Genomic DNA, 12451 nt, shown 5'->3' with positions numbered 1-12451 from the left:
CTGTAACCGACCAGCGACCGCTCACAGAGCGACCGGCACCCTCAGCGTTGGCAGCGGCGGAAGCTACCGGCAGGTAACCACGCCGCGTCGATGACATTAGCTGATGTTAAGTGGTGAGGAAAGTCGGACACCGACCCCGTTGTGACGCCCGACGCAGAGTCCCAGGTCACTCCGGGAGTGTCCGTTTCGGGGACGCATTGAACGGAGATGACGCGTCGTGCGTCCAATCCCCATGACATGGTTCCCGACCGATCGATACGGACTCATACGGCGCGAATCGACGCTGCGGGTCGGCATCAGCGACGACACCGTCGCGGCGGCGGTGGACAGCGGGGACTTGATCCGGTTGGCCCCCGGGGTCTACTTGGAGGCCGATCCCGACGCTGCCGATTCCACCGCGATCCATCGGCTGCAGTCCATCGCAGTGGCGACCTCGGCACGTGATCGCGGCAAGGCGACGCTGAGCCATGATTCGGCGGCAGCCGTCCTCGGGCTCGAACTACTCCACCCCGACCGCGAGGCTGTCCATCTCACCAAGAAGTCCACCGCGGGCGGTTTCGTCCGCGGCCATCGGCACGTACACAACGGCCCGCTGACATCCGGCGACATCAAGATGGTCGACGGGATCGAGGTGACCACGCTCGAGCGCACTGCGGTCGACATCGCCACGAACGGCAACTTCGCGCAAGCACTGGTGGCCTTCGACCGAGCACTGGCGATGAAGGCCGATTCATCCGTCATGACGGCCATCCTCGACGCGCGTCTACGGCGACCCGGGACCAGCACCGCACGACGAGCCCTTTCGCTCGCCGACGCGTCCTCAGAGGGCGTCGGGGAGTCGTGGAGCCGCGCCCAGATGATTGCAGCCGGGCTCCCTCTTCCCCGTCTCCAGCACACGTTCCAGACATCACAGGGCGAGGCGCGGGCGGACTTCGACTGGGAGGGTCGGCTCGTCGGTGAGTTCGACGGGATGCAGAAATACGGTCTGCGCCCCGGAGAAACCCCGCGCGAGGCATTGATCCGCGAGAAGCGGCGCGAGGATGCCCTCCGGGCCATGGGCATCATGGTGGTCCGCTGGACGTGGGCCGAACTCGAACGCGAAGAGCTGGTCGGCCTCCTCAGACCCTGGCTCATGAAGTTGGGGCTCACTGCCGCCTGAGCGCTCGACTCCCAGACTTCATTTCGACGTTGCGACTTCGATCGAGGTCGCAACGTCGAAATGAAGTCTGGGAGTCAGGCCAACACAGCAACGAGCCCGGGACAGCAATGCTGTCCCGGGCTCGTGAGTCGCGTAAGAAGAGTCTTACTTGACGGAGACCTTGGCGCCGGCCTCTTCGAGCTTGGCCTTGGCAGCCTCGGCGGCGTCCTTGTCGACCTTCTCCAGGAGAGCCTTCGGAGCACCCTCGACGAGGTCCTTGGCTTCCTTCAGGCCCAGACCCGAGACGACCTCGCGGACGACCTTGATGACCTGGATCTTCTTGTCGCCGGCACCCTCGAGGATGACGTCGAACTCGTCCTGCTCGGCAGCAGCCTCGGCGCCACCGGCAGCCGGTGCACCGGCAGCGGCAACGGCGACCGGAGCGGCCGCGGTGACCTCGAAGACCTCTTCGAACTTCTTCACGAAATCGCTGAGCTCCAGCAGGGTCAGTTCCTTGAACTGATCGATGAGCTCGTCAGCGGTGAGCTTCGCCATGGTGGCGTCCTTCCTGTAAGTCCCCGTACGGGGTTGGTGTGCATCCCCGTACGGTTCGGGGATCGGCTTGGTGCGGCGAGTTATTCGCCGGCTTCGTTCTTCTTCTCCTGCAGGGCCGCTGCGAGACGCGCGACCTGCGATGCCGGCTGGTTGAACAGGCCGGCTGCCTTAGCCAAGTTGCCCTTCATGGCACCGGCGAGCTTGGCCAGCAAGACCTCACGGGTCTCAAGGTCGGCGATCTGCTCGATCTCGGCAATGGACAGCGCGCGGCCGTCCATGTACCCGCCCTTGATGACCAGAGCCTTGTTGTCCTTGGCGAACGTCTTGATCGCCTTCGCGGCCACAACCGGCTCACCTTCGATGAAGGCAATCGCGGTCGGACCGGTGAACAGCTCGTCGAGCCCTTCCACGCCCGCTTCAGCAGCGGCACGCTTCACCAGGGTGTTCTTGGCGACGGAGTAGGTTGCACCCTCACCGAGGGAACGTCGCAGCTGGGAGATCTGGGTGACGGACAGACCACGGTATTCCGTGATAACCGTCGCCGTGGAGCCCTTGAACTGCTCTGCGATCTCCGCAACAGCGGCGACCTTTTCGGACTTGGCCATACTTCGCCTCCTCTCCTCGTCACTTGAGTTGGTCGGGTTCAACTGAGCGACGGGCCGTGGAGGCGGAAATGACAAACGCCCCGGCGCGCAGGCACGGGGGTGAAGACGCACACACGTAATGTGTGGGACAACATTCCTCGTTCATCCTGCGTGGGCCGGCGACTTCGTCGCGCCTTCGTTCGGGAGTTCCCGACGACCAACGGTCTCTGGTTGAACCGATACGACGCACGGGTGTGCATCACATCGACGATTAGGCTACGTGGTCGTGGGGCAACAATCCAAATCGACCGAGGTGCACGACCCCAATGAGCGCGCGCAGGCCGCCATGGACGCCATCGCGGCACGCCACCTGCAGCGCGCGTTCGGGTTGCCGGCGACGCGCACGGCGGCCGTCGCCTGGCCGATCGGATTCGTCGCGGCGCACCTCGGATCCTGGCACTACTGGTGGCATGCGCATCTCGTCGACCTTCTCGTCGACGCCGCGATCCACCGTGTCGAGGGTGACCGCTCCTTCGATCCGCACATCGCCGACGACGCCAACCGGGTACTGCGCGGGATCAAGGTCCGCAACCTCGGGCGGTGGACCAACAACTACTACGACGACATGGCCTGGCTCGGCCTGGCGATCGAACGAGCCGACCGCCACCTCGACCTCGACCACCGGCGGGGCCTGGAGACCCTGACCCGACGGATGCTCGACGCCTGGGTCCCCGAGGACGGCGGCGGAATCCCGTGGCGCACCACCGATCAGTTCTTCAACGCCCCCGCAAACGGCCCCGCCGCGATCCTGGTCGCCCGCACCGGCCACGTCGAACGCGCCGTCGCGATGTGCGACTGGATGGACGCCAACCTCATCGACCCGAAGACCCACCTGGTCATCGACGGCCTGAAGAAGCAGCCCGACGGTTCGCTGAAGGCCGAGACCGGCACGTACACCTACTGCCAGGGCGTCGTACTCGGCGCCGAACTCGAGGTCTTCCGCGAGACCGGTGAACAGCGTCACCTGGACCGTCTGGCCCGGCTTCTCGGGGCCGTCGAGAAGCACTCGTGCACCGACGGGGTGATCAACGGCGGCGGAGGCGGCGACGGCGGCCTGTTCCACGGGGTGCTCGCCCGCTATCTGGCGCTCGTCGCCACCGATCTGCCCGAGGTCGGCGGATCGGATGAACTGCGCGCCCGGGCAGCCCGGATCGTGACCTCGAGCGCCGACGCGGCCTGGGCCAATCGCACGGAGATCCGCGGGCACGTGGTCTTCCCCAGCGACTGGCGCCGCAGGGCCGTCGTACCAACGGCTTCCGGCAAGAAAGCCCAGTTCGTCGCGGGTGCCGTGACGCCGTCGGAGGTCCCCGAACGTGACCTGTCGGTGCAGCTGTCGGCCTGGATGGTCCTCGAGGCCGCCGCCGCGATCGACCTGTCGCTGCCCGAACGTGATCGTTCGTAGATCCCCCGATGGTCAAACCGACGCCACCCGGTTAGCCATCCGATACCGAAGCTGAGCTATTCTTCAGCGAACGTGTGAGGTGACCTGGAACACACCGGATCCCAAGCAGTCGGATCCGCCTGGCGCCCACGACCGACACGACGGGGCGTCGGTGTCCACCCGGCCATCTCGACCAGCAGCACACACGGTGTGGCACCCCACCCCAGGCAGGGTGATGCACCATGACGTATCAGCTGGATCCCGCGGAACGACGCGCGCGCCCGGTTCCCTCGCCACTTCCCTCGCGGCGCATCACCGAAGCGCCCCACTTCGGCACCCTCCCCCTCGGCGACCCCACGGGTGGCGCCGACGCCATCCGCTGGCGTGAACAGGTCGACGGCAAGCAGCTGTACCCGCGCGTCGTCATCGATCGTGACGTCTCGATCACCATGAGCGACGGTGCCGTCCTGCGTGCCACGGTGATCCGCCCGGCCAACCGGTTCGGTCAGACGGTTCTCACGCCCTACCCCGCGATCATCAACATCAACCCGTACAACCGGGCCGCCATCGACTTCGTCGATCAGGCACTGCACGCTCCTGTGCTCGGCAAAGCCCTGCACACGGCGTCGGCGTCGATCGACGCCAGCGGCACCGCACTCGAGGGCCTCACGACACTCACCCAGACGCTGTCCGGCGGGGTCTTCGACGTCTTCGGCATCAACCGCAACCTGGTGCGCAGCGGCTACGTACAGGTCGTCGTCGACGTACGCGGTACCGGAGCCAGCCACGGCAAGTGGCAGATCCTCGGCCCGCGTGAGCAGCAGGACTCGCTGGAGATCATCGACTGGGTCGCCGAGCAGGAATGGTGTGACGGAACCGTCGGCCTGGCCGGCTGGTCCTATTCGGCGATCAACTCGCTGCAGGCCGCGGACAAGCGACCGCCACAGCTGAAGGCGGTCTTCGCGGTCGAGGGCTGCGACGACATCGTGCGTGACATCTACATCACCGGCGGGATGCCGTCGGCGTTCATCCCGGTGTGGTTGTCGGCGGTCAACATGCTCAAGTGGGTTCCCAACCCCGCCAACATCGTTCGTGACATCGTCAGCGGCCACGCTCTGCGGTGGGCCATCGACCGGGTGAAGTCGCCGGCCACCGATATCCCCTCGCTGCTCTGGGGTTTCCTCACCGCGCGCGACCCACGCATCTTCGACGACCCGTATTTCGACGAACGCGACCCGATCGTCGACCGCATCGAGGCCCCCACGTTCACGGTCGGCGCATGGCACGACCTGTTCGGTCGCAGCGCCACCGGTGTCTACGAACGACTGAAGATGGAACCGGGCCGCAAGCAGATGATCGTCGGCGACGGCTATCACCTCGACGTCGGCTCGGGCTACGGCGGCAAGTTCGCGCCGCCGCGACTCGACGTCCTCGAACGCGCCTGGTTCGACCGTTGGCTCAAGGGGCACCGCAACGGAGTGGAGTTCTACGGTCCGGTCACCATGCTGCAGCAGGGCGGCGCGTGGACGGCCGGACAGAACTTCCCGCGGCCCGGCGTGGCGCCGACCCGGCTCTACCTGACGCCGGACACCTCGTCCACCGCCGATCACGCCGTTCATGACGGAACGCTGGGTTCGACTCCCGCACAAGGTGTCTCATCGCTGCACATCCGTCCCGACACCCGCGGACTGCGGTCGCGCGACATGACCCAGGTGACTGCCGGCGCAACGATGGTCCTCGGCGCCGACTACGCCAAGGACGCTCGTTTCCAGGAGCGGGGTGCGCTGTCGTTCACGACGGCACCGGTTCTCGAGGCGACCCCGGTCAGCGGTGCGATGAACCTGCGACTCAACGTCGCGACCACCGCGCACGAGGCGATCTGGGCGGTGACCGTGAACGACGTTGCGCCCGACGGCACGTCGACCGTACTCACCAACGGCGCACTGTCGGCGTCGAATCGCGCCCTGGACCGCAGCAAGTCGACGTACACCACCGACGGCAGCCTGCTGTCGGCGCACCACTACCTGTCCCACAAGCACAAACTGCCGGTCCCGGCCGACGAACCGGTCCGCATCGATGTCGACCTCGTCCCCACCGACGCGGTACTGCAACCCGGCCACCGTCTGCGCGTAGACGTCTACGCGGCCAGCCTGCCGCGCTACCTCACCGTCGTGCCCGACCTGATCAAGGCACGCGGCCGCAAGCAGCGCCTGGTCCTCGACCCCGCGCATCCGAGTTACCTCACGTTGCTCGCCGGTGAGGGGTTGCGTTCCGACCTGGAGGACGCCGCCACCGTCTGACATCCCGATCCTGCGACCAGCCATTTGGGACGAATATTTTCATCCGTCCCATTGACTCTGCGGCGCCGGAGACCTACGTTTCGATGACAGCCCTGTTCGAAACGTCTCCGATCGGAGTGCACGTCCGATGACCACCTCACGGGTCGCCTCCACCGCACCGCAGGCGCCCCCGGGCCCCGCCGCGCCGATCCCCCCTGCACCGCTCCCCACCGCGACGACGATCCCGACGCGACACCCATCGGGTCCGTGCAAGATCCCGACCGGCCTGTGGGCCGTCGGCCTTCTGCTGGGCCTGCGTAAACCCGACCGAGAACTCTTCCGCCACATCGGCGAGCTCCTCACCGTCGGCGACGAACCGGCCGATCGCCTGGTCGAGTGGATGCACACGGCCGGGATGACGCAGGCGCGTCCGCTGTTCGAGCAGGCGCTGGAGAACGGCATCGCTTCGGTGACCGACGCCCCGGCTCCGCTCCGCGAGTTCTTCGAGGTCTACGAGAAGACCCCGGACTGGGTCGACCGGGACCTGATCGAAGAGGGTGCCCGGATCATGCGCAGCGGCGGCGCCGACGGCCTGTACGTCGCACGTGACGTCGCGTTGCTGGGCGGCTACCAGTTCTCCGGCTTCAACCAGACCCTGTTGCGCACCGGCGCATTGGAGAAGGGTTCGAACAAGCGCTTCGCCGAGACCACCCAGTGGGCCACCGACGTCATCACCGAGAACGGTTTGCTGCCACAGGGAGTCGGCTATCGATCGACGCTGCACGTCCGGCTGATCCATGCATTCGTCCGACGCCACGTCGCCGCCCTCCCGGACTGGGATTCCGACGCCTGGGGACTTCCCATCAACCAGACCGACATGGCCGCGACGCTGATCGGGGCGCTCGTCTCGCCCAGCCTCGGAGCGGTGATGATGGGACTCGTCAATCGGCCCGGCGAGTACGACGCCGTCGCACACCTCACGCGGTACACCGGTTGGCTTCTCGGCGTCCAGGACGAGTTCCTGCCCAGGGATTTTCGCGACGCGATCCGTGTGCTCCACCAAACCTCGTACGTCCTCTCGACCCCGGATGAGACGACCAGGCAGCTCTCGGTTCCGATGGCCGACGACCCACTCCAGTGGGACTATCGCCGGTTCGCGGGTCTGCGGCGCAAGATCGCGCGCTCGCAACATCTCTCGATCACCAGCGCGTTCCTCGGACGAGGTGCGATGCACACCCTGGGACTGCCGTTCGTCCTGCCGTGGTATCCGGCGATCCGGTTCCCCGTCAACATCATCCGTTCGATCGCCGCCCAGCGACCGGGAGGACGGGAACGGGCCGCGGAGCGTGGGATGGCCGAACAGCGCGAGTTCATGCGGATCATGGCCGGGGGCGATGCGACGATCGGCCATTCGGCCAAGGCGATCACCGGCCACTGAACCCGATCAGCCGATCCCCGAGTCGGCGAGGACGACGCGGAAGACGAACGCCGCCTCGGGCCCGAGGACCATACCCACGAGTTCGATGAAGGTGAGCACGAAGCCTCGTCCGTGTCCCGGGCCCCTGGAGTCGTCGAGATGATGGGCGAGTTCGTGCAGAACGACCAGCTCCCGTAATGCCCACCGCCCCTCGGCCGACGACGGGATCGCGATCTCGGCGCGCACGAGTTCGTTTCCGGACACCGTCGTCGACCGGGCGTAGTGCGCCGAGCTCTGACCTCGGCGCTCGCGTACCGACACGGGCTCGGCGGCGCGCGGGAACCGCGATCGTACGCTCGGCAGCTCCAAGACCCGCCGCACGTAGTCACGCACCGCCTCGATCGAGGCGAACCGGGCCTCGGCCGGCAAGGTGAGTTCGGTCCCGGCCAGCTGCACGGTGCGCGACGACGACGCGGTGTCGAAAAGCCGGAACACGAGTCGCTCGGCGTCGTAGTACCGGGCACGCCCGGTGTCACGGGGGCTCACGGCATCACCAATGATGATGAGGGTCCGCTGTACCCGATGGGAGTCTTCATGCGCCGTCCCGACGTGCGCGCGTTCGCCGAACGCGTGCTCCGACTCCCTGGTGCGACGCTCAGCCTGCGCATCCTCACCGACATCGCCCGCGGTGACGTGACCGACCGGGCGATGACCCTCGCCGCGCAGGCGTTCACCTCGATCCTGCCCATCGTCATCCTGGTGCTCACCCTGCCGGGCACGGACGTCGTCGACGACGCGCTGACCGAACTCGGCATCCCGGTGAGCCGCCTCGACCACACGTCGGTCGACGACCCGCAGTCCTTCGCCACCTTCGGGGTCATCGGCGCACTGATGACCATCGCCGGCGCCACCTCCCTGTCACGTGCACTCGGCCGAATGTATGTCTCGATCTGGGGTGTCACCAAACTGCCATGGCGAGCGTTCTGGCGTTGGGTGGTCGTGTTGTTCCTCATCCCGGCCGCCGTGACCGCGCAAGGATTGTCGACGGGATTGCGGGCCGAATCGCTCTTCGGCATCTATCTCGGGGGCAGCGGGCTGCTCGGCATCGTGCTGATCTTCGTGGTGACGGTCATGATCTGGTCCGCCACGTTCACCGTGATCCCGCGACTGCTGGTCTCCACCCAGGTCCCGCTCCGCCTCCTGGTGCTCAACGGCGTGGGCACGGGCCTGCTGATCACGGTGCTGCTGGCCGGGAGCCGCGTCGCGCTGCCCACGCTGGCGTCGAGCACCATCCGCTACTTCGGCACGCTCGGCATCGTCTTCGTCGCGATCGGCTGGCTGTTCGTCTTCGCCGCGATCCTGGTCGTGACCGCCATCGTCGTGCATGCCGTGGTCACCGACGAGGGCCGCGTGGGACGCCGGGTTCAGCGGTGGGCGGGAACGCCTACACCGTTCACCGTGCCGACCGCCTCCTGGTACCGCCCGCCGGTGTGAGCTCCGGGCCGCCCGCTCTCGCACGATAGGCGCTGCCTATCCATCCCCCCTCGTCACCGTCCGCGCCCGACACTGTGTCTGCGCAGATCGTGAACCGGAGGGGACACCATGACCGCAGGAACCGCACGACACCATCCAGATGACCGCCCGGATCGGTCGCTGCCGGAGGCGATCTCGTCGTGAGCCGGATCGAGCTTTCCGGACTCACCAAGGATTACGGGTCCACACGAGCGCTGAACTCGATAGACCTCGACGTCGCCGACGGCGAGTTCATCGTCTTCCTCGGCCCCAGCGGATGCGGCAAGTCCACGCTCCTGCGGATGATCGCCGGTCTCGCCGAGCCGACCGCGGGTGAGATCCGGATCGACGGCCACGACGTCACCGATCTGCCGCCCCGAGACCGGCGTCTCGCGATGGTGTTCCAGAGCTACGCCCTGTATCCGCATCTCACTGTCGCCAAGAACGTCGCGTTCCCGCTGCGGGCCCGGTCTGTCCGGCGCGCTGAGATCACCGGACGGGTCGAGCGGGTGGCGTCGTCGCTCGCACTCACGGAACTGCTCGCACGCCGCCCGGCAGCCCTGTCGGGCGGACAACGCCAGCGCGTGGCCCTCGCCCGTGCGATGGTGCAGGAACCGGGCGCTTATCTGATGGACGAACCGCTGTCGAATCTCGATGCCCGGCTGCGTTCGGCCACCAGGACCGAACTCGTCGACCTGCACGATCGCATCGGCGCCACGTTCCTGTACGTCACCCATGACCAGATCGAGGCCATGTCGATGGCGACGCGCATCGTGTTGCTCGACTCGGGCCACGTCGAGCAGGTCGGCGCGCCCGACGAGCTGTACGACCAACCCGCGTCGACCTTCGTGGCCGCGTTCCTCGGCGCCCCGCCGATGTGCCTGTTCGACGCCGTGGTGGCCTCCGAGAACGACCGGATGGTGGTGCGCGCACCCGGGATTCACCTACCGATCGACCTGCCCACGCCGGCCGGCGGATATGCCCCGCACGAGGTCACCGCCGGAATCCGGCCGGAACGGATGGTGCTCGACCCGCGCGGCCAGATCGCCGCGGAGGTCCTCACCGTCGAGAACGTCGGCAGTGACGAGGTCCTGCACCTGCGCGCCCACACCACGACATTGCAGGCCCGCGTCCGACGCCCGACGGCGCGCGCGGGCGACCACATCCGCCTGTCCGTCGCTGCCGGCGACATCCATCTCTTCGACCGGTCCAGCGGCCGGCGTCTGCAGTGGAAGCCGGACACCTCCACCACCCGCGAGAACACCCTCATCCGACAAGGAGCAGCATCATGAGTCGCAGGTCCCTGCGTCGCAGAGCAGTGGCGATCGTCGCCGCACTCACCACCACCGCCGTCGTACTGTCCGCCTGCAGCATGGGTTCGACCGCCGGGGAGGGAACCGCCGTCGCGGTGCCCGAACTCGATCCGGCCCAGAAGGTCACGATCGTCTTCGAGAGCTACAACTACGGTCTGGCCGGTGCATGGACCGACACCTTCAACACACTGATCGCCGATTTCAGCAAGAAACACCCCAACATCACCGTCAAGGCCCAGAAACCGCAGGGCAACAGCCCCAACCCCGCCCGCGACGCCATCTCGAGCGTGCAGAACCAGTCGGTGGCCGGCTCGGCCCCCGACGTCGCACAGCTGGGCTTCGGCGATTTCGGTTTCGTCGTCGACCAGCTCGGCGCCCAGCCACTCTCGGCACTGTTCGGCACCGACGCCGTCGAAGCGCACTTCGCCGAGCGCCACCCCTACGCGTCGAGCGTGCGAACGCTCGGTGTGTCCGACGGCGTCACCTTCGGAATTCCGTTCGTGATGTCGACCCCGGTGTTCTATTACAACGCCGACCTGTTCCGCCGCGCCGGCCTCGACCCCGACAAGCCTCCCGCCACGTGGGACGAGGTCGCCGGAGCAGCCCGTGCGATCGCCGCCCGGACCGGCAAGGGCGGCGTCTACATCGACTGCCTGACCAAATCGGCCACCGACTGGGGCTATCAGAGCCTGATCCGTTCCGCCGGCGGACAGGTCATCTCCCCGGACCGCACCACCTTGTCATTCGCCGACCCCGCCGCGATCGCGGTCACCACGATGGCCCAGCAGCTCGTGAAGTCCGGTGGCACACCGGCATTCACGCAGAAGCAGGGTTACGAGGCATTCACGCGTGGCGACATGGGCATGATCCTGGAGAGCAGTTCCATGCAGGCGACGTTCCTCGGGGGCGCGAAAGACAAGTGGGAACTACGCGCGGCACCGATGCCGGCCTTCGGCCAACATCCCACGGTACCCACCAATTCCGGTGTGGCACTGTACATCTTCGCCAAGGACCCAGCCAAGCAGCGGGCGGCGTGGGAGCTGATCCGCTATCTGACCGGCAACGACGCGTTCACGACGATCGCCAAGGGCATCGGATACCTGCCGCTCCGTACCGGCCTCGTCGACGACCCGGCTCACCTGAGCGAATGGGCACGCGAGAACCGCGGGCTGATCGATCCGAATCTGGATCAGCTGCAACGACTCGAACCCTGGCGGTCGATGCCGGGCAACAGCTACAAGCAGATCCAGAGCAACCTGATGACAGCCGTCGAGAAGGTCGTCTACCAGGGTGCCGACCCACAGGCCGCGCTGAGCGAGGCGCAGCGCCAGTCGACCCGATTGATGCCGGCTCGATGAGTACGACGGACTGCACCATCTTGCAGCTGACCGACACCCACATCGTGCCCCCGGGACAGTTGCTGCGGGGCGTCGTGGACAGCGCCCGCAACCTCGGCGAGGTGCTCGAGCGGATCGTCGCCTCCGGCAGGCGCGTGGATGCGCTGCTGTTGTCGGGTGATCTCACCGACAACGGGGACGTCCGGGCCTACCGCAGGTTGCGCGACCTCGTCGAGCCCGCGGCCGGGTCGATCGGCGCACAGGTGATCTACGCGATGGGCAATCACGATGCACGAGAAGCATTCCGGATCGGATTGTTCGACCAGCCGGGTGATCCCGATGCGCCGCACGACACCGTGCATCTATTGCGCGGAACCCGGGTGATCACCTTGGACAGCACCCGTCCGCGCCGGCATGACGGATGGCTTGAACCCGAGCAGCTGGCCTGGTTGCGCGACGAGGTGGCAACGCCCGCACCGTCGGGCACCACGGTGCTGGCGCTTCACCATCCGCCGTTGCGATCGGCGATCGCGCCGATCGACCTGCTGCGCCTGCGCGAGGCCGACCGGCTGGCAGAGGCCCTTGCCGGATCCGATGTGCGGATGATCGTCTGCGGGCACTCGCATCTCACCGGAGGCGGTTCACTGGCGGGGATCCCGGTGTGGGTCGGGCCGGCACTCGCCTACCGTCTCGACACCCTCGCCCCGGTGGGGCGGCATCGGGGGCACATCGGATACGGCTTCAGTCGCATCGACGTCGTGGACGGCACCGTCGTCGCGACCGCGGTCGAGGCCACCCCGACCGAGACGGTGTACGACGCCGACGAATCACAGACGCTGGCGGCACTGCGTGAGCCGGCACGTCAGGACTGACCC

11 protein-coding genes are annotated in these 12451 nt (G+C 67.1%); 8 read left to right on the top strand and 3 right to left on the bottom strand.

Annotation, left to right across the window (positions count from 1 at the left end):
• Positions 1–217: 217 nt before the first annotated feature.
• A complete protein-coding gene (locus GOAMI_RS05085; protein WP_006435323.1) occupies positions 218–1159 on the top strand; it encodes a type IV toxin-antitoxin system AbiEi family antitoxin domain-containing protein in 942 nt (313 codons plus the stop codon).
• A 144-nt stretch (positions 1160–1303) separates the two neighbouring features.
• Here the strand turns inward: GOAMI_RS05085 and rplL are convergent, their stop codons facing one another.
• Together rplL and rplJ are read right to left on the bottom strand one after the other, a co-directional pair.
• Positions 1304–1693 (bottom strand): 50S ribosomal protein L7/L12, encoded by a 390-nt coding sequence (gene rplL, locus GOAMI_RS05080; RefSeq protein WP_005199657.1) that lies wholly within the window; start codon positions 1691–1693, stop codon positions 1304–1306.
• Between the two features lie 80 nt (positions 1694–1773).
• A complete protein-coding gene (rplJ, locus tag GOAMI_RS05075; RefSeq protein ID WP_006435322.1) occupies positions 1774–2298 on the bottom strand; it encodes a 50S ribosomal protein L10 in 525 nt (174 codons plus the stop codon).
• A gap of 265 nt (positions 2299–2563) precedes the next feature.
• Here rplJ and GOAMI_RS05070 point away from each other — a divergent pair, with 265 nt between their 5' ends.
• The 3 genes from GOAMI_RS05070 (at position 2564) to GOAMI_RS05060 (ending at position 7435) form a co-directional block, all read left to right on the top strand.
• Positions 2564–3739 carry a glycoside hydrolase family 76 protein gene (locus GOAMI_RS05070; RefSeq protein ID WP_024499807.1) on the top strand — a complete coding sequence of 392 codons (1176 nt, stop codon included), beginning with the start codon at positions 2564–2566 and terminating at the stop codon, positions 3737–3739.
• A 221-nt stretch (positions 3740–3960) separates the two neighbouring features.
• Positions 3961–6018, top strand: a complete 2058-nt coding sequence (locus tag GOAMI_RS05065) for a CocE/NonD family hydrolase (RefSeq protein ID WP_006435320.1) — start codon at positions 3961–3963, stop codon at positions 6016–6018.
• A 127-nt stretch (positions 6019–6145) separates the two neighbouring features.
• A complete protein-coding gene (locus GOAMI_RS05060) occupies positions 6146–7435 on the top strand; it encodes an oxygenase MpaB family protein (protein WP_006435319.1) in 1290 nt (429 codons plus the stop codon).
• A gap of 6 nt (positions 7436–7441) precedes the next feature.
• On the opposite strand, the gene GOAMI_RS05055 is transcribed toward GOAMI_RS05060, so the two are convergent.
• Positions 7442–7960, bottom strand: coding sequence for a TIGR04338 family metallohydrolase (locus GOAMI_RS05055; RefSeq protein WP_006435318.1), 519 nt, complete (start codon positions 7958–7960; stop codon positions 7442–7444).
• A 48-nt stretch (positions 7961–8008) separates the two neighbouring features.
• Between GOAMI_RS05055 and GOAMI_RS05050 the strand changes: the two genes are divergently transcribed.
• The 4 genes from GOAMI_RS05050 to GOAMI_RS05035 all read left to right on the top strand — a co-directional run bounded on the left by GOAMI_RS05050 (position 8009) and on the right by GOAMI_RS05035 (position 12448).
• Entirely contained in the window at positions 8009–8908 is a 900-nt protein-coding gene (locus GOAMI_RS05050; RefSeq protein ID WP_006435317.1) for a YhjD/YihY/BrkB family envelope integrity protein, read from the top strand.
• A 179-nt stretch (positions 8909–9087) separates the two neighbouring features.
• Positions 9088–10218 (top strand): ABC transporter ATP-binding protein, encoded by a 1131-nt coding sequence (locus GOAMI_RS05045; protein WP_006435316.1) that lies wholly within the window; start codon positions 9088–9090, stop codon positions 10216–10218.
• Complete coding sequence (locus GOAMI_RS05040; protein WP_006435315.1) at positions 10215–11597, top strand: ABC transporter substrate-binding protein; 1383 nt, start codon at positions 10215–10217, stop codon at positions 11595–11597. Before GOAMI_RS05045 ends, GOAMI_RS05040 begins: the two co-directional genes overlap by 4 nt.
• Positions 11594–12448 (top strand): metallophosphoesterase, encoded by an 855-nt coding sequence (locus GOAMI_RS05035; protein WP_006435314.1) that lies wholly within the window; start codon positions 11594–11596, stop codon positions 12446–12448. Before GOAMI_RS05040 ends, GOAMI_RS05035 begins: the two co-directional genes overlap by 4 nt.
• Positions 12449–12451: the final 3 nt, after the last annotated feature.

The sequence above is a fragment of the Gordonia amicalis NBRC 100051 = JCM 11271 genome, assembly GCF_000332995.1.
In the GTDB taxonomy this organism is placed as follows: Bacteria; Actinomycetota; Actinomycetes; order Mycobacteriales; family Mycobacteriaceae; genus Gordonia; species Gordonia amicalis.
The sequence above is the reverse complement of the archived record's forward strand: the minus strand, read 5'-3'. Positions and strand labels throughout refer to the sequence as shown.